Raw genomic sequence first — 21,410 nt, 5'->3', positions numbered from 1 at the left:
CGCAGGAAATCTAGCCGAGCGGGCTGCCCAGGTCGTACACCGCGGTGCCGCCGACATCGAGCTTGCGGAAGTTCTGCTGCACCCATTCGGTGATCTGGGTGCCCGCCCCGTCCCGCTGCCCGCCCGGGCCGAACCGCTCCCCGGCGATGAAGTACCGCACATCCCCGGCCGCCACGTAATCCTGGAACTGCTGCAGTGTCGGCGAATCGTCACCGCCCGCGAATCCGCCGATCGACATGATCGAGGCACCGCTGCGGAGTTCCAGGTCCCCGGCCATCATCGAACCGACTGTGGCCGCGGCCCAACGGTTGTCCAGCCCGGTCACCAGCTCGGCCAACGCCGCGTCGTCGACGCGCGCACCCGGCCGGCCCGGCCCACCCGGACCGCCGGGCCCGAAGTCGTCGTGTTGCTGGGCGGGACCCGACATGGCCATCGGTCCACCGCTGCCCCCGGCGGCGACGGTCGCCACCGCCCACGCGGCGCTGCCCGCACCGCCGGCCAGCAGGGCCGCGGCCACCAGCGCAGCCGTGGCCGCCCGGCCCAGCCGGTGGGCGCCGACGGCCAATGCGACCGCGACCAGCACCGACACGGTCAGCACCGACCACCGCACCCCGGGCCACCACTCCGGATGGCGGGACAGCAGGGCGAAGGCCCACCCTACGGTGCCGGCCAGGCCCACCGCCAGCACCGCCCGCGCAGCCGGGTGTTCCCGGCGCCGCCACAACTCGACCGCCGAAATCCCCACCAGCGCAGCGGTCGCCGGCGCGAGGGCGACCGTGTAATACGGGTGGATGATGCCGTCCATGAGGCTGAACACCGCACCGGTGATCAGCAGCCAGGTGCCCCACATCAACGTCGAGGCCCGCACGATGTCGGTACGCGCGGCGCGCCGCGTGAGCCACAGCACGGCGATCAGACCGAGCAGGGCCGCCGGCAGCAGCCAGGACGCCTCGGCGCCCATGGACGCCCCGAAGAGCCTGCCGATGCCCGGATCACCGCCGAAGAACAGGTTCGCTCCCCCACCGCCGGGGCCACCCCGCCCGGGCCCACCACCGGGCTGATCCTGACCGACGATGCGGTCGATACCGTTGTAGCCGAATGCCAACTGCAGCAGGCTGTTATCGCTCGACCCGGCGATATAGGGCCGGGCATCCGCCGGCCACGCACTGACCAGCGCGATGTACCAGCCCGCCGAGATCACCGCGGACACCAGCGCGACCAGCAGTCCGCCGATGCGCTTCCAGAAGGTCATCGGTGCGGCGACCAGGAACACCACGCTCAGCGCGGGGACCACCAGGAACGCCTGCAGCATCTTGGTCAGGAACGCGAAACCGACCGCGCACCCCGACAGTGCCACCCACCGCATACTGCCCTGCTGGGTGGCCCGCACCATGCAGTACGCCGCCACCACCAGCAACAGCACCAGCAGCGCGTCCGGATTGTTGTACCGGAACATCAGCGCCGCGACCGGCGTCAGCGCCAGCGCGGCACCGGCGATCAGCCCCGCGGCGGGTCCACTGCTGCGTCGAACCGCGGCGTACAACACCGCCACCGAGGCCACGCCCATCAGCGCCTGCGGCAACAGCATGGTGAACTCGCTGAAACCGAACAGCCTGCCGGACAGGGCCATTGCCCACAGTGCAGCCGGCGGTTTGTCCACCGTGATGGCGTTGCCCGCGTCGAACGACCCGAACAACCAGGCCTTCCAGTCCTGGGTACCTGCCTGCGCAGCGGCGGCGTAGTAGCTGTTGGCCCAGCCGTTGGCGCCCAGCCCCCACAGGTAGAGCACCGCGGTGCCGGCGAGCAACGCCGGCAGACCTGGACGTTCCCAGCGCGGGCGGACCTCGGGCACGGGTGCCCGGTCCGCCGTCGTCTGAGCGTCTGCAGTCATCGTCATGTCAATCCTTATCAGCGTCAGGGGTGTCAGCGGCGGCGCGGGTGAAAGACCCAGCCGCGCAGCAGTACGAAGCGCGCCACGGTGGCCACCAGATTGGCGATCACCAGCACGGATGTCTCCAGCAACTGGTCGGGTTGATCGGTCACGGCGTGCAGACCCGCCAGCGAGCCACTGGTGATGGCCAGCGCGATGGCGAACACGATGAGGCCTTCGACGTGGTGCCGCGCGATCGTACCGGCGCCGCGCACGCTGAAGGTGAACCGCCGGTTGGCCGCGGTGTTGCCGATCGCGGTCAGCAGCAGCGCCAGCAGATTGGCCAGCTGGGCTCCGAGGAGTCCGTGCAACATCAGGAACAGCAGCAGGTAGGCCGCGGTGGAGAGCACTCCCACGGTGCCGAACCGCACCACTTGGCGCAGTAGCGATCCCGGAGCCGCCGCGCGGCGCGAACCCAGCTGGGCGGCGATGGTGTTGACCGGAATCGAGCCGTCGGTGAACCCGCGCAGCAGACGTCCGATGCCACGCAGATCGGCCTTCGCGGTGGCGACGATATCGACCCGGCTGTCCGGGTCGTCGACCCAATCCACCGGCACCTCGTGGATCCGCAGACCGCTGCGTTCGGCCAGCACCAGCAGTTCGGTGTCGAAGAACCAGCCGGTGTCGGCGACATAGGGCAGCAGTTCACGGGCGACATCGGCCCGGATCGCCTTGAAACCGCATTGCGCGTCGGAGAAGCCGGCGGACAGCGTCGATTTGAGGATCAGGTTGTAGCAGCGTGAGATGAATTCCCGCTTGGCGCCGCGGACGACGCGTGAACTCCGGTTGAGCCGGGTGCCGATGGCCAGGTCGGAATGGCCGGACAGCAGCGGGGCCACCAGCGGTGCCAGCGCGGCCAGATCGGTGGACAGGTCCACGTCCATGTAGGCCAGCACCGGCGCGTCCGATTCGGTCCAGACCTTGTGCAGTGCGCGCCCGCGGCCCTTCTCCTCCAGCCGCACCATGCGCACACCCTCGAGCTCACCGGCGAGTGCGGCGGCGATGCGGGGGGTGTCATCGGTGCTCGCGTTGTCGGCGATGGTGACGCGGACGGCGAAGGTGAAATTGTCCCGCAGGTGCCGATGCAGCCTGCGCACCGAATTCTCCAGAGTCGCCTGTTCATTGAAGACCGGCACCACGATGTCGACGACCGGCACACCGGGGATGGTCAGTGCGACATTGGGGCGTGCCGCGGAGAGGATCTCGGTCATGGTGTCCATGCTCGGCGCCCACGGTGTGCCGTCCGTTGGCGCAAGCTGTGTGCCGGCTATGAGTCGACGCCGTCGTCGGTGAGGTCGTGGTCGGTGAGGTCATAGACGACGGTGCCGCCGACGGTCCTCGGGACGAAGTTCTGCACCACCCAGTCCGCGATGTGAACCGCGGCATCGCTGCCGCCGTGGTCGGTGCGGGAACTGGCCATGATGTGCGATTCGATGAAGTAGTGAATGCGCCCGTCAGCGACGAGCCCGCGGAATTCGTCCAGCGTGGGCGCGGGGTCGGTGCCGTTGAACCCGCCGACGGCCATCACCGGGACACCGGCGGCCAGTTGATAGCCCGCCGCATTGTTCGAGCCGACCACCGCGGCCGGCCAGGTGTAGCCCGCGGCGCCGTCGGTCAGCAGCGCGGTGAGCTCCGGCGCCGGCTCCGGCGCATCCAGGAATGCCGGGCCGACGTCGCCGCGCGACGGTCCGACCATCGGGATCGCCCCCCGATGCGGGGCCGCGGCGGTGGCCACCGAGTAGGCGACCGGCCCGGCCAGGACCGCCGTGGCCGCCAGGACGGCGACGAGGCTCTCGAGCGGTCTCGGCAGCCGACCGGACACCAGGAGCAGGGCGGCCACGGTCACGCCGACCACCGCGATCGAGGGCCGCAGCCACGGCATCCAGTCCGGCCTGCGGGCCAGCAGCACCACCGCCAGGGTGATCGTCACCAGCACCGTCGCGGCCAACGCGGTCGCAGCGGGCGGCCTGTTCCGGTTGCGCCACAACAATTCCGATCCGATACCCAGGCACGCGGCGATCGCGGGCGCCAGGGCCACGGTGTAGTACGAGTGCACGATGCCGTTGGCGTAGCTGAACACCGCGGCGGTCACCACCAGCCAGCCGGCCCAGATGATCAACGCCGCCCGGGTCGGGTCGGTGCGCGGCGCCCGCCAGGTCAGGACGAAGCCGGCGCCGGCGCAGATCAGTGCGGCGGGCAGCAGCCAGCCGATATCGGCGCCCATCCCGTTGCCCAGCAGCCGCCCCCAGCCGACGTCGAAGTTCAGGTTTCCCAGCCCGCCGGTTTCGGCCCCGGTCAGCCGGCCCACACCGTTGTAGCCGAGTGCCAGTTCGACGATGCTGTTGTGCTGCGATCCCCCGATGAACGGGCGGTGCTCGGCCGGCCACAGTTCGACCAGCAGCAGATACCAGCCACCCGAAACCACCAGTGCCGCAAGACCGGCGCCGAGTCGCAGCAGCCGGGTCCGCAGCGGAGCGGCCGCACAGATCAGATAGGCGGCGGCGAACGCGGGCAGCACCAGGAAGGCCTGCAACATCTTGGCCAGGAAGGCAAATCCGGCCAGCCCGCCGACGGCGACCAGCCACCACCGTCCGGCGTCCGGCGCGCAGGCGCGCTGCACGCAGTACGCCGCGGCCACCAGCAGCAGCACCAGCAGGGCGTCAGGGTTGTTGAACCGGAACATCAACGCCGCCACCGGTGTCGAAGCGAGCACCGCGCCGGCAAACAGGGCCCCGCCGGACCCGCTGACCCGCCGCACGCCCGCGTACAGCAGTGCGACCGAGGCCACCCCCATCAAGGCCTGCGGGACCAGCACGCTCCACGAACTGAATCCGAACAGCCGCGCCGACAGTCCCATCACCCACAGCGCGGCCGGGGTCTTGTCGACGGTGATCGCGTTGGCCGCATCGCTGGACCCGAAGACCCACGCCGTCGCGTTCTGGCTCCCAGCCTGCACGGCCGCGGAGTAGAAGCTGTTGGCCCAGCCGCTGACCGACAGATTCCACAGGTACAGCGCCGCGGTGGCGAGCAGCAGGATCCCGAACGCGAGGCGTTCGCCGCCCGGACGCCGCGGCGGCGATGTCGTGACGGGAGCGCGCGTCAGTACGGCAGTCATCCGACGATTCTGGTGGGCGCCGCTACGCCCCGTATGTGCCCGAGCTGTGCGTCAGCTGTGACCGTCGGCCGGCAGGGTGATCACGAACCGGGTATCGCCGGGAACGCTGTGCAGGTCGATCGTGCCGCGGTGCGCCTTCACCACGGCCGCCACGATCGCCAAGCCGAGCCCGGTGCTGCCCCCGCGCCGGGAGCGCGACGAGTCACCGCGGGCAAACCGCTCGAAGACCTCCGGTTGCAGCGCTTCCGGGATACCGGGTCCGTCATCGGTGACCGACAGCACCGCGCTTCCATCGTTTCTCATCGTCACCGACGTGGTGACGGTGGTGCCTGCCGGGGTGTGCACCCGGGCGTTGGTCAGCAGATTGGCCAGCACCTGGTGTAGGCGCGCCTGATCGCCGGTGACCTGCACGGGGTCATCGGGCAGCTCGAGCATCCATTCGTGCTCGGGTCCGGCGGCATGGGCGTCGCTGACGGCGTCGGCCACCACCTGGACCAGATCGACCGTGGCCCGTTCCAGCGGACGCCCCTCGTCGAGGCGGGCCAGCAGCAACATGTCCTCCACCAGGGTGGTGAGACGCTGGGTCTCGGATTCCACCCGGCTCATCGCATGCGCGACATCCTCGGGAAGCTCATCCCGTTTGCGTTGCGCCAGTTCGGTATAGCCGCGAATGGCCGCCAGCGGGGTGCGCAGCTCATGGCTGGCATCGGAGACAAACTGCCGGACCCGGGTCTCGCTGGCGTGGCGCGCGGACAACGCCCCGGCGATGCGGTCCAGCATCCGGTTCAGCGCCGAGCCCAGCTGACCGACCTCGGTGTGCGCGCTGTCCGGATCGACCGGCACGATCGGTGTCGGCAACCGCACCTCCCCCTTGTCGAGCTCGAGGTCGGCAACCTTGCGTGCCGCCGCGGAAACCTTTGACAGCGGCTCCAATTGGCGTCGGATGATCCAGATCCCGGCGGCGGTGGCAGCGGCCAACGCGGCCGCGGAGACGACGCAGAACATCAGCAACACCCACCACAGGGTTTCGTCGACGACGGTGGTGGGCAGCCCGACGACGACGGTCGGCGCGCCGCGCCTCGGCTGCTCCGATATCACCCGGTAGGAACCCAACCCGTCGAGATCCATGGTGACCGGGTTGCCATCGGGCGGCACCTGGGTCAACTGCGCCGATGCCGCGGTGCTGATATCGGCGGTGGCGCCCTCGGACGTGATCACGCCGCTGTCGATCTCATGTGCCCGGACGCTGCGCTCCGGCCCGATCACCGCGCCGACCGTGTTGATCGCCTGCCCCGGGGCGTTGAGAAACCCGGGGCCCGGGCCCTGCTCGGGATCGAAGCGGAACCGGATCTGCGGTGCCGGCCTACCCGGCGGCGGGGGCGGCAGATGGAACGGCGGCGGCGGCAATTCCATGATCCCGACCGAGCGACGAGCGGCCTCGACGACCTGGGTGTCCAGCTGACGCATCAGGAAGCGCTGCAACGCGAATTCGGTGGCGACCCCGATGGCCACACAGACCAGCGCCAACAGCAGCACCTGGGTGACCAGCAGCCGCATCCGCAGCGACCAGGTGCGCGGTGCGAGAAGCCGGCTCCTCATCGGATCAGCGCGGCGGGCGCAGGACGTAACCGGCGCCGCGCAGGGTGTGGATCATCGGTTCGCGCCCGCTGTCGATCTTCTTGCGCAGGTAGGACACGTACAGTTCGACGATGTTGGACCGGCCACCGAAGTCGTAACTCCACACCCGGTCCAGGATCTGGGCTTTGCTCAGCACCCGCTTGGCGTTGCGCATCATGAACCGCAGCAGCTCGAATTCCGTTGCGGTCAGCGAAATGGGTTCCCCTGCCCGGGTCACCTCGTGGCTGTCCTCGTCGAGCACCAGGTCTCCGACGACGATCTGGGCGTCGCTCGCGTCGTTGGCCACCCCGGTGCGGCGCAGCAGGGCCCGCAGCCGCAGCACGACCTCCTCGATGCTGAACGGTTTGGTGACGTAGTCGTCGCCACCGGCGGTCAGCCCGGCGATCCGGTCTTCGAGCGAATCCTTGGCGGTGAGCAGCAGCAACGGCAGACCGGGCTGCATCTCCCGCAGCCGGCGCAGCACGTCGAGCCCGCTCATGTCCGGCAACATCACGTCGAGCACCACCACATCCGGCGGGTTGTCACGGGCGAGTTCGATGGCCCCGGCGCCGTCACCGGCGGTCGCGATATCCCATCCCTCGTAGCGCAAGGCCATCGACACCAGCTCGGCCAGCACCGGTTCGTCGTCGACGACGAGAACCTGGATCGGCCGGCCGTCGGCGCGGTGCATCACCGCACGTGCCGCTGCCTCGTGGGACGTCATACCTCCATTATTGGCACCCCGGTGGGCGTACCCTGTGCCATTCCTATGCGCAGGCTGTGAGATGTCCGCTCATCACCTTCCGATTGCGCGCGCACAGCCGGTACCCAGCTGCGTTCTGCAGGGTGGCCGTATGGCAGGTGAGTGGAACGCACGCCAGCGCGTACTGGCGGTGCTGGTGGCCGTGGTGATCGGAGTGATCGGTGGTGGGGCGATCTACGCCGCCACCGACCGCGCTGACCAGAACGGCGGGCCGGGCGGCTTCGGGCCGCCCGGCCCGCCGCCGAGGTCACTGGTCAGATAGCGATCAGGGAGCCGGGAACAACGAGGTGGTCGTGGTGTAGGTCGGGGTCTCGGCTTCCAGCGTGGGCCCCTCGGTGGGCGCCTCGGTCACCTCGGTGACAACGCCGGGAACCGTGGGCTCGGGCAACGCCGGATCAGCGCTGAACGTGGTGGTCTGGACGGCGGTGAGGCCGGTCATGGCCAGTACTGCACCGACGCCCGCGCCTGCAAACAGCAGTTTCAGTTTGTTCGATGTCATGGGTGCTGGGTTACCCCCGACCCCGGGCGTGAAACCCCGGACCCCGGATTTCACCTCCGGTTCACCTGGGAAAGCCCGCGCCCGAAATGCACCCTTGGCCGCGCCTCACGCACCAGCGATGCGTCCATCTCCTACCCTGTCCGCATGCAGCCCAGCAGCGGAGCCACCGCATGACCCGGTTCCTGGCGCGCCGGCTGCTCAACTACGTCGTGCTGCTGGCGCTGGCCTCGATCCTCACCTTCACGCTGACATCGCTGACATTCTCCCCACTGGACAGCCTGCTGGAACGCAACCCGCGCCCGCCCCAGGTCGTCATCGACGCCAAGGCCGCCGAGCTCAATCTCGACAAGCCGATTCCGGTGCGCTACCTCGACTGGGTGAGCGGTGCCGTCCACGGCGATTTCGGCACCACCGTGACGGGGCAGCCGGTGACCGACGAACTGTGGCGGCGCATCGGGGTGAGCCTGCGGCTCGTGCTGATCGGGTCGGTCATCGGCACGCTCATCGGCGTCGTCGTCGGCGCGTGGGGCGCCATCCGGCAGTACCGCTTCTCCGACCGCGCGATCACGGTGGCCTCGCTGCTCATCCTCAGCGCTCCGACGTTCGTGGTGGCCAACCTGCTGATCCTCGGCGCGCTGAAGGTGAATTCGATACTCGGGGTGCAATTGTTCGAATACACCGGGGAGACATCGCCCGACGCGATGGGCGGGTGGTGGAACCAGTTCGTGGACCGGGTACAGCATCTGGTGCTGCCGACCTTCACCCTCGCGCTGGCCTCCATCGCCGGGTTCAGCCGCTACCAGCGCAACGCCATGCTGGATGTGCTGGGGCAGGACTTCATCCGCACGGCGCGCGCCAAGGGGCTCACCCGCAGGCAGGCGCTGTTCAAACACGGCCTGCGCACCGCGCTGATCCCGATGGCCACGCTGTTCGCCTACAGCGTCGGCGGACTGTTCACCGGCGCGGTGTTCGTCGAGAAGATCTTCGGCTGGCACGGCATGGGCGAGTGGGTGATTCAGGGCATCACCACCCAGGACACCAATATCGTCGTCGCCATCACCGTCTTCACCGGGGTGACGATCCTGCTCGCCGGTCTGCTGTCGGATGTCATCTATGCGGCCCTCGACCCCAGGGTGCGCGTGGGATGACAGACACCGAGTACCAATTCGTGTCCCGGCGCACTCTGGTGCTGCGCCGGTTCCTGCGCAACCGGCCCGCGGTGATTTCGCTCGCCCTGCTGAGCCTGCTGTTCGTCAGCTGCTGGGTCTTGCCGCCACTGCTGCCCTACTCCCACACCGATCTGGACTACTACGCGCTGCAGCAGCCGCCGTCGACGACGCACTGGTTCGGCACCAATTCGATCGGCCAGGACCTGCTGGCCCAGACCCTGCGCGGGATGCAGAAGTCGCTGCTGATCGGCGTTGCCGTGGCGTTCATCTCCACGGTGATCGCCGCGACCGTCGGCGCGGTGGCCGGGTACTTCGGCGGTTGGCGCGACCGCGCCCTGATGTGGATCGTCGATCTGCTGCTGGTTGTCCCGAGCTTCCTGCTGATCGCGATCGTGACGCCACGTACCCGCGAATCCGGGAGCGTCCTGTGGCTGATCCTGCTGCTCTCGGTGTTCAGCTGGATGATCAGTTCCCGCATCGTACGCGGCATGACGATGAGCCTGCGGGAACGCGAATTCGTCTCCGCAGCAAGGTACATGGGCGTGTCCAACTGGCGGATCATCGTCCGCCACATCCTGCCGAACGTGGCATCCATCCTGATCATCGACACCGCGCTGAACGTCGGCATCGCGATCCTGGCCGAGACCGGGCTGAGCTTCCTCGGGTTCGGTGTGCAACCGCCCGACGTCTCGCTGGGCACCCTGATCGCCGACGGCACCAGATCCGTGACGACGTTCCCCTGGGTATTCCTGTTCCCGGCCGGGGTGTTGGTACTGATCGTGCTGTGCGCCAACCTGATCGGCGACGGCCTGCGTGACGCGATCGACCCGGCGGCACGGCCGAGGCGGCGGCGCTCATGACGCTGCTGGACGTGCGCGACCTGCGGGTCGAGTTTCCCACCGACACCGAAACCGTCGCCGCCGTGCGCGGCCTGAACTATCACGTGGACTCCGGCGAGGTCGTCGCGCTGGTGGGGGAATCCGGGGCGGGAAAATCAGCCGGTGCAATGGCTGTCATCGGGCTGCTGCCCGAATTCGCCGAGGTATCCGGTTCGGTGAAGCTGCACGGGGATGAGCTCATCGGGCTGCCGGACGCGCAGATGTCGCGCATCCGCGGCGCCCGGATCGGCACCGTCTTCCAGGATCCCATGTCGGCTCTGACCCCGGTCTATACCGTCGGCGATCAGATCGCCGAGGCCATCCGGATCCACCGGCGCGATATCGGCGCCCGGCAGGCCCGGACCCGCGCGATCGAGTTGCTCGAACTGGTCGGCATCGCCCAGCCCGAACAACGCGCCCGGGCGTTCCCGCACGAATTGTCCGGCGGCGAGCGGCAACGCGTGGTCATCGCCATCGCCATCGCCAACGACCCGGACCTGCTGATCTGTGATGAGCCGACCACGGCGCTCGACGTGACCGTGCAGGCCCAGATTCTCGACGTGCTGCGCACGGCACGCGATGTCACCGGCGCCGGCGTGCTGATCATCACCCACGATCTCGGGGTCGTCGCCGAGTTCGCCGACCGCGCACTGGTGATGTACGCCGGCCGTGCTGTCGAGACCGCACCGGTGGCCGAGCTGTACCGAAACCGCCGGATGCCGTACACCGCAGGGTTGCTCGGCTCGGCGCCGCGCCTGGACGCACCCCGCGGCGAGCGTTTGGTGCCCATCCCGGGGGCGCCACCGTCGCTGGCGGCTCTGCCACCGGGCTGCCCGTTCACCCCGCGCTGCCCGCTGGCGACCGACGAGTGCCGCACCGCCGAACCGGAACTCGTCACGATCGGCCCCACCCACCAGGTCGCCTGCATCCACAGCGACCAGGTCGGCGGGCGCAGCGCGGCCGATATCTACGGGGTGCCACGCACGCCGCCGGCGGATTCGGCCGCAGGCACCGGCGAGATCGTGCTGCGGGTGCGCGAACTGGCCAAGACCTACGCGCTGACCAAGGGCGTGGTGTTCCGTCGCCGCGTGGGCGAGGTGCGCGCGGTCGATGGTGTCAGCTTCGACCTGCACCAGGGCCGCACCCTGGGCATCGTGGGCGAATCCGGGTCCGGCAAATCGACGACGCTGCATCAGATTCTCGAACTCACCGCCCCGCAGTCCGGCAGCATCGAGGTCCTCGGCACCGATGTGGCGACACTGGACAGCCGCGGCCGGCGGCGGTTGCGCGGCGATCTGCAGGTGGTGTTCCAGGATCCTGTCGCGTCCCTGGACCCTCGGCTACCGGTCTTGGATGTGCTCGCAGAACCGCTGCGCGCCAATGGTTTCGATCGCGCAGCGACCGAGGAACGGGTAGCCGAGCTGCTGAGCCTGGTCGGGTTGCGCCGCGAGGACGCCGGCCGCTACCCCGCGGAGTTCTCCGGCGGGCAGAAACAACGCATCGGCATCGCACGGGCACTGGCGCTGCAGCCCAAGATCCTGGCGCTGGACGAGCCGGTGTCGGCCCTGGACGTGTCGATCCAGGCCGGCATCATCAACCTGCTGCTGGACCTGCAGGAGCGTTTCGGGCTGGCCTACCTGTTCGTCTCCCACGACCTGTCGGTGGTGCGGCACCTGGCGCACCGGGTGGCCGTCATGCACAAGGGCAGCATCGTCGAACAGGGCGACAGCGAGGCTGTGTTCGACGCACCGCAACACGACTACACCCGCCGTCTGCTGTCGGCGGTCCCCCGCCACCAGCCCGATCACGGTTAGAGTCGATGCGCATGAGTGCGATTTCACGTCTGCTCGCCGCCGCGTCGGTGATGGTGATGGCCCTGACCGGTTGTTCGAGCCCGGACACCTCGGTGCCATCGGCGGGAGGCAATGCCGAGATCGGCGCGACCGCCGATATCAACCCGCAGGACCCGACCACACTGCAGCAGGGCGGAAATCTGCGGCTCGCGCTGACCGGCTTCCCGCCGAACTTCAACTACCTGCACATCGACGGCAACCTTGCCGACTACGGCAGGATGCTGCGGGCGACGCTGCCGCGCGCGTTCGTCATCAAGCCCAACGGCGAGATGACGGTCAACAGCGACTACTTCACCAGCGTCGAACTCACCAGCACCGAACCGCAGATCGTCACCTACACGATCAACCCCAAGGCGGTATGGTCCGACGGCTCACCGATCACCTGGGAGGACATGGCCGCCCAGATCAACGCCACCAGCGGCAAGGACAAGCGATTCCTGTTCGCCTCGCCCAATGGCAGCGAGCGGGTGGCGTCGGTGACCAAGGGTGTCGACGACCGGCAGGCGGTCATCACCTTCGAGCGGCACTTCGCGGACTGGCGCGGCATGTTCGCCGGCAACGCCATGCTCGCACCCAAGGCGATCACGTCGGACCCGGAGACGTTCAACACGGGCTTCCTCAACGGGCCGTCGGTGTCGGCGGGACCCTTCATCATCAGCACCGTCGACCGGGGCGCTCAGCGAATCATCCTGACCCGCAACCCGAAATGGTGGGGAATGCCGCCGCTGCTGGATTCCATCACCTACACCGTGCTCGACGATGCCGCGGTGATCCCGGCGCTACAGAACAACGCCCTGGACTCGGTCGGGCTGGCATCGTTGGACGATCTGGAGAATGCCAAGCGCACCGCGGGCATCACGATCCGGCGGGCGCCGGCGCCCAACTGGTACCACTTCACCATCAACGGCAGCGAGGGCGCCATCCTGTCCGATCCCGGGCTGCGCACCGCGGTCGCGAAGGGACTCGACCGCCAGGCCATCGCGGCGGTCACCCAGCGCGGCCTCGCCGACAATCCGGCGGCCCTGAACAACCACATCTATCTGGCCGGCCAGGAGGGCTACCAGGACAACAGCGTCGCCTTCGACCCCGAGGCGGCCAAGAGTGAACTCGATGCGCTCGGCTGGACGCAGAACGGCCAGTTCCGGGAGAAGGACGGCAGGCAACTCAAGATCCGCAATGTCTTCTATGACGGTGCGAGCACCCGCGCGGTCGCCCAGATCGCGCAGAACCAGCTGGCTCAGATCGGCATCAACCTGGAGTTGGTGCCGGCCGCCGGGGGGGCGCTGTTCCCCGACTACGTCACCATCGGGAACTTCGACATCGCCCAGTTCGGTTGGGGCGGTGACGCATTCCCGCTGGCCAGCCTGACCCAGATCTACGCATCGCAGGGCGAGAGCAACTACGGCCAGATCGGCAGCGCCGAGATCGACGCCAAGATCGAAGAGACACTCTCCGAGCTGGACCAGGACAAGGCGCGCGGCCTGGCCAACGAACTCGACAAGCTTATCTGGGCGGAGGGCCACAGCCTGCCGCTGTTCCAGGCCCCCGGTAACGTCGCGATCCGCAGCACCCTGGCGAACTACGGACCCACCGGCATCGGGGACATCAACTACTCGACGATCGGGTTCATGAAACCCTGATCCGCGAGACGATCCGCGGCACCGCCGCCGGCAGCCTCGATTCCAGTGCGGCGGCGGCCGAGATCACCGCGATCGCGGCGCGCACAAGCGGGTTGACGGGCAGGTTGTCTAGTTCCACTCCGCGGTCGGCGAGCGTGCCGATCGCCCCGATCCGCAGTGCACCGATGACCTCCAGCGCCGCCCGCTCCCGGGTGTCCAGCACGCTGTGACCGGCGGTGGGCAGTGTCACCAGGGTGGCGTCCGGGATGAGATCGGCCACCTGGCGGGCCACCGCCGGCGGCGTGGTGAGATCCCGTCCACCCGACAACACCGCGGTGGGCCAATCGAATTCAGGCATCGCGGTCACCAGGTCGAACGGCTCACGTTCGAATTCCTGAGCCGGATCGTGAATTTCCCGCATCACCACCGACGGGTCCAGCGGTAGCCCGTCGGGTTCGCCGGCAAAGTTCAGCTCGCGGAAAGCGATTCGCCCCACCAGATCGTCCTCGTGCCGGTACGGCGTCTTGCGCTGAGTGATCCGCAACAACCGGCTCAGCCCCGCCCACAGCAGCGTCCGACCGTGTAACAGCAGGTCGAGCTGGCGGTCGAGCAGACTCACACCCCCGTATTCGTAGACCAGGCTGGCGACCTGCGCTGATCCGTCCAGCCTCATCCCCTCGTCGGCCAGCGTGCGGACCTTGAGCGCGAGATCGGGGTTCGCGTCATCGCCGGAAGTGTCGGTGCCCTCCCAGAGCAAGCCGCGGATCGCGGTCCGCATCTCGTCGATATCTCCTGCCGAGAGCACCGGGGAATCCAGCACCATCCCGGCGACGCGACCCGGATGACGCACGCCGACACCCGCTGCGATATACGAGCCATACGAACTGCCGTAGATGTGCGCGGTCTCGACACCCGCATCGTCGAGCACCGCCGCCACATCGTCGACCACCTGCTTGACGGTGATCGCCTCCGGAGGCAGGTCCGCGCCGGCATCGTCGTGGCGGGACAGACCGACACCGCGGTGCTCGATCATGATCACGTCGAAGCCCGCTGCGGCCGCGTGCCGCCGGAACGCCCGGTACGGCGCCACCGAGGCCAGCCCCGGGCCGCCGGGGATGACGACCACCGGATGGCCCGTCTTGCGGCCGACACGCACGTAGTACAGGTCAAACGCCACGTCCCCGGCGCGGGTCACCGGCCGGCGTACCGGGCGCACGCCGGGCAGTGCGGCCAGCTTGTCATGGGCCCTGCGGCGCCTGGCGGACATGGTCATCACCGCCATTGTGCCCCGTTCGACCGGAACATACACAGCGTGACCTCTCAGGATCGCGGTGATCGCAAGCAGTGCGGCCCGGCGGGTCCCGCCACTAGAAATGGTCGGCATGACAACCGTTGCGCACAACCAACGCATCCTGCCAGGGACTCCCGAGTGGAAGGACCTACTGAGCAACATCGGCTCCGGATCCAGAGACCGAGACCTCAACGACGAGAACCCTTTTGATCAGGTGGCGGCACTCAAGCGGGCGGGCTTCGGCACGCTGAGGATTCCTGTCGAACTCGGTGGTGCGGGACTCTCCGTGCCGCAGCTGTTTTCCGCGGTGATCGACGTCGCACATGCCGATCCGATCGTCGCGCACATTTTCCGCGCCCATTTCTGGTTCGTCGAGGAGCGACTGCGCACGCGGTCGCGCCGGTGGCTGGACCTGGTGGCGCAGGGCAAGACCTTCGGCAACGCGTTCAGCGAGAAGGGTTCACAGGCCGTCGGCAGCCTGGTCTTCAACACCCGTCTACTGCCCGCCCCGACCGGTGGCTTCCGGCTGGACGGCGAGAAGTTCTACAGCACCGGCACGGTGTTCGCCGACTACCTGACCGCCACCGCGACCACCGACCACGACTCCGTGGCGATCGTGGTGGTGCCCGCAGACCGGCCCGGCGTGCAGATCGTCGACGACTGGGACGGCTTCGGGCAACGCCGCACCGGCACCGGGACCACCACCTTCACCGGGGTCACGGTTGCCGAGGACGAGGTGCTCAGCGACAGCCCGTATGACGCCGAGCCGGCCCCGACGGTCCAGTACGCATCGCTGCAGCTCTATATCCACGCCGTGGTGGCCGGCGTGCTGGCCGATGTCGTCGATGACGGCGTCGATCTGCTGCGCTCCCGGGAACGAAGCTTCAGCCACGCGCTGGCCGAGCGCCCGACCGATGACCCGCTGCTGCAGCGTCAACTCGGCGAGCTGGCGTCGGTGGCCTACATCGCCCGCACGGCGGTGCTCGATGCCGCAGCGGCCATCGGCGCCGCCACCGATTCGGAGACCGACGGTGTGCCGGACGCAGACCTGGCCGCCGAGGCGCAGCTGAAGGTGGCCAAGGTCAAGGTGCACTTGGACGATATCGCGCCGATCGCGGCCACCCGCCTGTTGGAGCTGGGCGGAGCAAGCGCGGCCAGTCGGCAGCGCAACCTGGACCGGCACTGGCGCAATATCCGCACCATCACGCTGCACAACCCGGTGGGGCTCAAGGCCCGGGTCATCGGGCAGAACCTGCTGCACGGCACGCCCATCCCGGCCAACGCCTACTTCTGATCGCGATTTGTGGAGCCGCCGTCGGAATGAGTACGACGGCGGCTCCACAAATCGCCGAGAAAGGTAACCATTCATGACCAAGCAACTGCACCTCGGCGGCTTCCAGATCGCCTCCCAGGTCACCCACAGCCACGCGGCCTGGCGGCATCCCGGCAGCGATACCGACTTCACCAGGCCGGAGTACTACCACCGCATCGGCCGCATCCTGGAACGCGGCAAGTTCGATTTCGTGTTCTTCGCCGACCTGCTGGCCGCCCCGGCCCAGTACGGCGCCGACATCACCGAGCCATTGCGCCGCGGCACCCAGGCCACCGCGACGCTGGACCCGTCGATCGTGGCCGCCAGCATCGGCGCGGTCACCTCGAAGTTGGGTGTGGCGATCACCAAGTCCGCCAGCTACTTTCACCCCTACGAGCTGGCCCGCATCTTTGCCAGCCTGGACCACATCACCCGGGGCCGGGTCGCCTGGAACATCGTCACCTCGTTGACAGCCAGCGAGGCGCAGAACTTCGGCCAGAACGATCATCTGGACCACGAGTTCCGCTACGAACGGGCCGACGAGTTCGTGCGCACCGCGCTGGAACTGTGGTCCTCGTGGGATGCCGATGCGCTGGTGGCGGACAAGGCCACCGGGGTGTTCGCCGATCCGGACAAGATCCGCCGGGTCGACCACGAGGGCACGTTCTTCCGCACCCGCGGCCCGCTGAACGTGCCGCGCTCACCGCAGGGCCGTCCGGTCCTCATCCAGGCCGGGTCCTCGAACACCGGACGGGATTTCGCCGCCCGCTGGGCCGAGGCGATCTTCGAGATCGACCCGACGCCGGAGGGCCGCCGGGCCTACTACGACGACATCAAGTCGCGGGCAAGCAATTTCGGCCGAAATCCGGACGGGGTGCTGATCTTTCCGGCGTTCATCCCGTTCATCGGCGAAACCGAATCCATCGCCAGGGAGAAGCAGGCCTTCCACAACGAGTTGGCCGATCCCATCTCCGGGTTGATCACGCTGAGCGTGCACACCAACCACGACTTCTCGCAGTACGACCTGGACGCACCGGTGCAGGAGGTTCAGGTGACCGGCACCCAGGGCTTGTTCGACACCGCGCGCCGTGTCGCGAACCGGGACAACCTGACCCTGCGCGATATCGGGAAGTGGTACGCCCAGGGTGTGCTGCTACCCCAGTACGTCGGAACCGCGGCGCAGGTGGCCGACCAGATCGAGGAGTCGTTCACCTCGGGCGAGGCCGACGGTTTCATGGTGTCGGCGGCCCAAAGCCCGGGCACCTTCAACGATTTCGTCGACTATGTGGTCCCAGAGCTGCAGCGGCGTGGGCTGTTCCGCACCGAGTACACCGGCGACACGCTGCGGGATCACCTCGGGCTGAGCGCGCTGAGCACCGGGGCGAGCGAAGCGACGGGAAACAGCACCGGGGCGAGCGCAGCGACGGGAAACAGCACCGGGACCGATCGTGTCGAGGCCGTGGCTTAGGCGGTCAACTCGATCAGCCGCGCATCCCCGATGCCCGCATACCGGTCCGGGCTGCAGGTCAGCACGATGACCTGGCCGTCCCCGCCGACCGAATCGAACACGGCGGACATCCGGGTGAGCCGGTCCGGGTCGGTGAAGCCCAACGCATCGTCGATGACGACGGGCACGGTGTCCTCCTTGGCCACCAGCGAGGCGCACGCCAGCCGCGCCACGATGCCGATCTGCTCCTTCGCGCCGCCCGACAGCGACTCGTAGCCGACGGTCCGGCCGCCCAGTGTGCGGCTGCGGATGGTCAGGTCGGTGTCGATGTCGACCTCGAAGTCGGCACCGAACACGATGCGGCCCAACCGTTCGATCTCCCCGCGGAACGGCTCGACATAGCGCTGACGCGCGGATTCGCGGTGCCGCAGCATCACCGTGCGTAGTGTCTGCGCAGCCCGGGCGCGCCGCTCGATGCGCAGGTGCTCACCGTGGGCATGCTCGCGCTCGGCGTGGGCGGCATCGAGGGTGCCCTTACGTCCCTGTGTCCCATACAGTTTGAGCGTCGCGCTGAGTTCGGTGATCGCGGTGGCGGCGGTGTCGCGCTCACGCAACAGCGCCTGCAGCGAGCGGGTCGCGGCGTCGAGTTCGGCGGCGACCGTCTCGGGCCGGGTTGCGGCCAGTTCGGTGTCCAGTCGGGTGACCTCGGCACCGACCCGGGCCGCCTGCTCGGCGGCCGCCTCGGCCGCCAGGCTGAGCTGATCATCGGTCGCGGCGAGTCGTTCGGAGACCAGCCGCGCGTTGGCCGCCTGGAGCTCGGACTGCGCGCTGCCGAGCTTCTCCCGCAGCACACCGGCGCGGACGGCGGCCTCATGGCATGCCGTGACCGCGGCCGCGGCGAGCGCGCGCTGCGCGTCGGCGTGCTGCGTTGCCGCCCGGTGCGCCGCGCGGGCCGCCGTAAGCGCGACGCGCGCGGTCTCGGTGTTGCCGGTGACGTCGGGCTGTCCGGCCGTCAACTCTGCGTGCCGGGCGCGCAGCTGTTCGGGGGTCTCATCGCCGGTGAGCGCGGCGATGGTGGCCTGCAACCGGCTCCGCGCGGAGCGCAGTTCCCGCCGGCGGGCGTCCGTGTCGCGGGCCTCGTCGATGCTGTCGACCCCGGCACGGCGCAGCGCCTCGGCGAGCACCTCTTCGGCGGCGACCAGGGTGGCGTGGGTGTCGAGTGCATCGGCGCCCGGCACCACCCGGGCCCGCAACACACCGGGCACCTCGATAGCGGTCGGCGTACCGACACTGGCCGACCAGTCCTGTCCGGCAGCGAGATCGACGGCCTCGTCGCCGACCAGCAGGCGCACGTCGGCCAGCGCCACGAGTTCGATATGGGCCGAGGCGAGTTCGGCCTGATCGGCCGCTCGCTGCACGGCCCGTCCGGCGGTGTCGATCTCCGCCATCAGCGCGTCGGTCATGGTGATGCCGACCAGCTCGCGGTCGACCGCGGCGAGTTCGCTTGCGGCACCGTCGAGCTTGCCCAACTGCACGGTGAGCCGTGCCGCCTCGTCGCGGGCGACGAGCGCGGCGAGGTCGCCGCGCGCGTCATCCACCGCGGTGGCGGCGACATCCGCGGCGGCACATGCCTGCTCGGCGGCGGTCTCGGCCGCCTCCTTCGCCTGCTGGGCTGCGGCGTGGGTGCGGGCAGATTCGGCGGCGACGGCAATCAGATCCGCTGCGGACTTCGACCTTTCGTCGATCGCCGCGCGCAGCCGTCGGCGCTCGTTGACCGCCGCGAGCGACGCGGCAAGGGTCGCGGTCGCGGCATCGGCGACCACCCGCGCGGTGTCGCGTTCGCGGGTCAGCCGCGCCACCTCCGCGGCAGCCTGCTGCACCGCGGTCGCGCGAGCCTGAGCCGACTCCACCTGCGCGGCGGACACGGCGAGCTGGGTGGTCAGGGTGCCGTGCCGCAGCACGGCCTGTTCGACCTCGGCGACCGCGGCGGCCGCGCGCGCCACCTCCTCGTCGGCGGCGCGCAGCCGCTGGCCGGCCGCGGCCCAGGCCCCGGTCGGGCGTCCGGTCGGGGTGAAGTAGGTCAGGTACTCGACCTCGATCCGGTCCACCAGCAGCGGATCGGCATCGCCCGCGTCTGCCCCCGAGGAACCCGCGGCCACGTCCAGCGCCCGCGACAGCGCGTCGCAACCGGACAGATCCACCGGCGCGGTGGCCGAGGCCTGCAGCACCCGCTGCGCCTCCCACAGCGCGGTGTCCACCGTCTCGGACAGGATCGCCAGCACCCGGTCGTGCGCTTCGTCGCCGGTGAGTTGCGCACGCGTGGGCGCCAGGATGGTCAGCTCCGTCTCGGCACGCTTGTGAAAACGCTTGCGGTACACGAAGCGGTAGGGACCCGTGGAGATTTCGGCGATGACCTCGGCACCCACGTCGGCGTGAGTGGGCTTGACGGCCTTGACCTCTTTCTTGGTGGAGCGATCCTTGATGGTCAGCAGCAGGTCCAGCGCCTCGATCATCGACGATTTGCCGATCTCGTTGGCGCCGCTGATCACCACGACCCCGCGGTCGGGAAATTCGATCTCGCGATGGGCGACCCCGCGATAGTTGGTGAGTACCAACCGGTGCAGCTTCATGCGACGTTCCCCTCCAGGTGGCCGCCGGACAGGCGCAGCAGCAGCGCGAGCGCCGACCGGGCGTCCTCGGCTTCGGTGCCGTCGGCACGCGCGGCGGCGACCAGTTCCTGCACCGCGCCGGCGGCGAATCCACCGATCGACAGATCGTCGAACTCGCCGTCGGCGGGCAGCACCACGATGTCGGAGTGCCGCTCCCACAACCGCAGTGCGGCGAACACCCGCGCGTAGCGGTCCAGGCAGGCGTCCAGCTTGGCCTTGTCGGTGACGGTCAGCGATCCGGTGAGCACCAGTTGCACCACGGTGCGGTCCTTGTCGGGCAGCTGATCCAGATTCACGTCGAGCCCGGCGATATCGCGATCGTCGTTCACGTCGTGACGCAAGGTGAGGAAACGCCAGCGCCCGACGCGGCGTGCGGACACCTGCACGGGGTGCACCGGATCGGTCTCGTCGATGTCGACGACCAGCACGTGGCCCGGATCGGTCTCGATGTCGTCATAGTTGGTGACCTCCGGGGAACCGGAGTACCAGACCCGGCCGGTGGCGCCGACCTGGGTGCGGGAGTGCTTGTCCCCCAGCGCCACATAGTGCACGGCACCGCGCCCGATGGTGGCCTCCAGCCCGGCCAGCCGGATCAGCGACGGTTTGGCCGGATCCGGGTCCAGGACGTCCACCCCGCCGTGCGCGACCAGGATGCGCACGGTGCCGTCGACCGGCAGGCCGGCGGTCACCGCGGCCGCCAGGTCGGTGGTCGGCGACTTGGAACGCCATGGCGCGGCGATGATTTCCAGCCCGGGCCGCACCTCGAACGCGCCGTCGCGGTCCAGCACGGTGACATTGCCGGGGCACTCGTCGAGAAACAGCGTGCTGGTGTACACCGACCCTGCGTCGAGTTGATCATGGTTGCCCGGCAACAGATACACCGGAACACCGATGGCCCGCATGGCCTCCAGGGCCAGGCTCACCTCGCGGGGGGCAAGCTGGTTGTCCTCGAACACGTCACCGGCGACGACGACGAACTCGGCGTCCACCTCGGCGGCCAGCGCACCCAGGCCTGAGACGGCGTCGCGACGGGCGGCCGCGTAGCGCGACTGTGCCTCGCCGCCACCGGCGCTGAGGAAGTGCCGGGTCATGCCGAGCTGCCAGTCGGCGGTATGGAGAAAGCGCATCTCAGTGCTCCTTTCCGGGTCGGCGATCGTGGTTCGTGGGGCGTCGTCGGTTGTTCGTGGCGAGTCTAGGTCCGGTATCCGACAAGTCCCGGGACGTGCGTCGGCATGGCCTAGCCTCATC

At 69.0% G+C, this 21,410-nt stretch carries 16 protein-coding genes; 7 read left to right on the top strand and 9 right to left on the bottom strand.

What is annotated here, in order from left to right; genetic code table 11:
- Positions 1-10 precede the first annotated feature (10 nt).
- From EXE63_RS23455 to EXE63_RS23435, 5 genes are read right to left on the bottom strand one after another with little or no spacing between them, the layout of a single operon-like run.
- On the bottom strand, positions 11-1,897 hold the full coding sequence (locus EXE63_RS23455) for an ArnT family glycosyltransferase (protein ID WP_168143913.1): 1,887 nt from the start codon (positions 1,895-1,897) through the stop codon (positions 11-13).
- A gap of 26 nt (positions 1,898-1,923) precedes the next feature.
- Entirely contained in the window at positions 1,924-3,141 is a 1,218-nt protein-coding gene (locus EXE63_RS23450; RefSeq protein WP_234904246.1) for a bifunctional glycosyltransferase family 2/GtrA family protein, read from the bottom strand.
- A 56-nt stretch (positions 3,142-3,197) separates the two neighbouring features.
- On the bottom strand, positions 3,198-5,045 hold the full coding sequence (locus tag EXE63_RS23445) for a glycosyltransferase family 39 protein (protein ID WP_168143911.1): 1,848 nt from the start codon (positions 5,043-5,045) through the stop codon (positions 3,198-3,200).
- A 51-nt stretch (positions 5,046-5,096) separates the two neighbouring features.
- On the bottom strand, positions 5,097-6,644 hold the full coding sequence (locus tag EXE63_RS23440) for a sensor histidine kinase (protein WP_168143910.1): 1,548 nt from the start codon (positions 6,642-6,644) through the stop codon (positions 5,097-5,099).
- A 4-nt stretch (positions 6,645-6,648) separates the two neighbouring features.
- Positions 6,649-7,353: a response regulator transcription factor gene (locus EXE63_RS23435; protein WP_168145732.1), complete on the bottom strand. Its 705-nt coding sequence runs from the start codon at positions 7,351-7,353 to the stop codon at positions 6,649-6,651.
- 163 nt (positions 7,354-7,516) lie between these two features.
- Between EXE63_RS23435 and EXE63_RS23430 the strand changes: the two genes are divergently transcribed.
- A complete protein-coding gene (locus tag EXE63_RS23430; RefSeq protein WP_168143909.1) occupies positions 7,517-7,687 on the top strand; it encodes a hypothetical protein in 171 nt (56 codons plus the stop codon).
- Between the two features lie 3 nt (positions 7,688-7,690).
- On the opposite strand, the gene EXE63_RS23425 is transcribed toward EXE63_RS23430, so the two are convergent.
- The gene (locus tag EXE63_RS23425; RefSeq protein WP_168143908.1) at positions 7,691-7,924 is read right to left on the bottom strand and encodes a hypothetical protein; all 234 of its coding nucleotides are present in this window, start codon (positions 7,922-7,924) and stop codon (positions 7,691-7,693) included.
- 170 nt (positions 7,925-8,094) lie between these two features.
- On the opposite strand from EXE63_RS23425, the gene EXE63_RS23420 reads away from it, so the two are divergent.
- From EXE63_RS23420 to EXE63_RS23405, 4 genes are read left to right on the top strand one after another with little or no spacing between them, the layout of a single operon-like run.
- Entirely contained in the window at positions 8,095-9,072 is a 978-nt protein-coding gene (locus tag EXE63_RS23420; RefSeq protein WP_168143907.1) for an oligopeptide ABC transporter permease OppB, read from the top strand.
- Entirely contained in the window at positions 9,069-9,953 is an 885-nt protein-coding gene (locus tag EXE63_RS23415) for an oligopeptide ABC transporter permease OppC (RefSeq protein ID WP_168143906.1), read from the top strand. The genes EXE63_RS23420 and EXE63_RS23415 overlap by 4 nt, the downstream gene beginning before the upstream one ends.
- A complete protein-coding gene (locus EXE63_RS23410) occupies positions 9,950-11,785 on the top strand; it encodes an oligopeptide ABC transporter ATP-binding protein OppD (RefSeq protein WP_168143905.1) in 1,836 nt (611 codons plus the stop codon). Before EXE63_RS23415 ends, EXE63_RS23410 begins: the two co-directional genes overlap by 4 nt.
- Before the next feature lie 11 nt (positions 11,786-11,796).
- Complete coding sequence (locus tag EXE63_RS23405) at positions 11,797-13,464, top strand: oligopeptide ABC transporter substrate-binding protein OppA (protein WP_168143904.1); 1,668 nt, start codon at positions 11,797-11,799, stop codon at positions 13,462-13,464.
- Here the strand turns inward: EXE63_RS23405 and EXE63_RS23400 are convergent.
- Positions 13,451-14,716 carry an alpha/beta fold hydrolase gene (locus tag EXE63_RS23400; protein WP_168143903.1) on the bottom strand — a complete coding sequence of 422 codons (1,266 nt, stop codon included), beginning with the start codon at positions 14,714-14,716 and terminating at the stop codon, positions 13,451-13,453. The two genes, EXE63_RS23405 and EXE63_RS23400, sit on opposite strands and share 14 nt — an antisense overlap.
- Before the next feature lie 100 nt (positions 14,717-14,816).
- Between EXE63_RS23400 and EXE63_RS23395 the strand changes: the two genes are divergently transcribed.
- Positions 14,817-16,028: an acyl-CoA dehydrogenase family protein gene (locus EXE63_RS23395; RefSeq protein ID WP_436277759.1), complete on the top strand. Its 1,212-nt coding sequence runs from the start codon at positions 14,817-14,819 to the stop codon at positions 16,026-16,028.
- A 73-nt stretch (positions 16,029-16,101) separates the two neighbouring features.
- On the top strand, positions 16,102-17,514 hold the full coding sequence (locus EXE63_RS23390; RefSeq protein ID WP_234904245.1) for an LLM class flavin-dependent oxidoreductase: 1,413 nt from the start codon (positions 16,102-16,104) through the stop codon (positions 17,512-17,514).
- Here EXE63_RS23390 and EXE63_RS23385 read toward each other — a convergent pair.
- Both EXE63_RS23385 and EXE63_RS23380 read right to left on the bottom strand, forming a co-directional pair.
- Positions 17,511-20,123 (bottom strand): AAA family ATPase, encoded by a 2,613-nt coding sequence (locus EXE63_RS23385; protein ID WP_168143901.1) that lies wholly within the window; start codon positions 20,121-20,123, stop codon positions 17,511-17,513. The two genes, EXE63_RS23390 and EXE63_RS23385, sit on opposite strands and share 4 nt — an antisense overlap.
- Complete coding sequence (locus EXE63_RS23380; RefSeq protein ID WP_168143900.1) at positions 20,120-21,289, bottom strand: metallophosphoesterase family protein; 1,170 nt, start codon at positions 21,287-21,289, stop codon at positions 20,120-20,122. The genes EXE63_RS23385 and EXE63_RS23380 overlap by 4 nt, the downstream gene beginning before the upstream one ends.
- Positions 21,290-21,410 lie beyond the last annotated feature (121 nt).

Origin of the sequence: Mycolicibacterium frederiksbergense (assembly GCF_012223425.1) — a bacterium.
GTDB classification, from domain to species: domain Bacteria; phylum Actinomycetota; class Actinomycetes; order Mycobacteriales; family Mycobacteriaceae; genus Mycobacterium; species Mycobacterium frederiksbergense.
Note: the sequence above shows the minus strand (reverse complement) of the source record. Positions and strands in the feature narration are given on the sequence as shown.

Coding starts and splice junctions, on each gene's coding strand:
- EXE63_RS23405 (WP_168143904.1), top strand. CDS start 11,797: ATGAGTGCGATTTCACGTCTGCTCGCCGCCGCGTCGGTGATGGTGATG.
- EXE63_RS23385 (WP_168143901.1), bottom strand. CDS start 20,123: ATGAAGCTGCACCGGTTGGTACTCACCAACTATCGCGGGGTCGCCCAT.
- EXE63_RS23455 (WP_168143913.1), bottom strand. CDS start 1,897: ATGACGATGACTGCAGACGCTCAGACGACGGCGGACCGGGCACCCGTG.
- EXE63_RS23395 (WP_436277759.1), top strand. CDS start 14,817: ATGGTCGGCATGACAACCGTTGCGCACAACCAACGCATCCTGCCAGGG.
- EXE63_RS23445 (WP_168143911.1), bottom strand. CDS start 5,045: ATGACTGCCGTACTGACGCGCGCTCCCGTCACGACATCGCCGCCGCGG.
- EXE63_RS23390 (WP_234904245.1), top strand. CDS start 16,102: ATGACCAAGCAACTGCACCTCGGCGGCTTCCAGATCGCCTCCCAGGTC.
- EXE63_RS23440 (WP_168143910.1), bottom strand. CDS start 6,644: ATGAGGAGCCGGCTTCTCGCACCGCGCACCTGGTCGCTGCGGATGCGG.
- EXE63_RS23380 (WP_168143900.1), bottom strand. CDS start 21,289: ATGCGCTTTCTCCATACCGCCGACTGGCAGCTCGGCATGACCCGGCAC.
- EXE63_RS23420 (WP_168143907.1), top strand. CDS start 8,095: ATGACCCGGTTCCTGGCGCGCCGGCTGCTCAACTACGTCGTGCTGCTG.
- EXE63_RS23425 (WP_168143908.1), bottom strand. CDS start 7,924: ATGACATCGAACAAACTGAAACTGCTGTTTGCAGGCGCGGGCGTCGGT.
- EXE63_RS23435 (WP_168145732.1), bottom strand. CDS start 7,353: ATGCACCGCGCCGACGGCCGGCCGATCCAGGTTCTCGTCGTCGACGAC.
- EXE63_RS23430 (WP_168143909.1), top strand. CDS start 7,517: ATGGCAGGTGAGTGGAACGCACGCCAGCGCGTACTGGCGGTGCTGGTG.
- EXE63_RS23450 (WP_234904246.1), bottom strand. CDS start 3,141: ATGACCGAGATCCTCTCCGCGGCACGCCCCAATGTCGCACTGACCATC.
- EXE63_RS23400 (WP_168143903.1), bottom strand. CDS start 14,716: ATGACCATGTCCGCCAGGCGCCGCAGGGCCCATGACAAGCTGGCCGCA.
- EXE63_RS23410 (WP_168143905.1), top strand. CDS start 9,950: ATGACGCTGCTGGACGTGCGCGACCTGCGGGTCGAGTTTCCCACCGAC.
- EXE63_RS23415 (WP_168143906.1), top strand. CDS start 9,069: ATGACAGACACCGAGTACCAATTCGTGTCCCGGCGCACTCTGGTGCTG.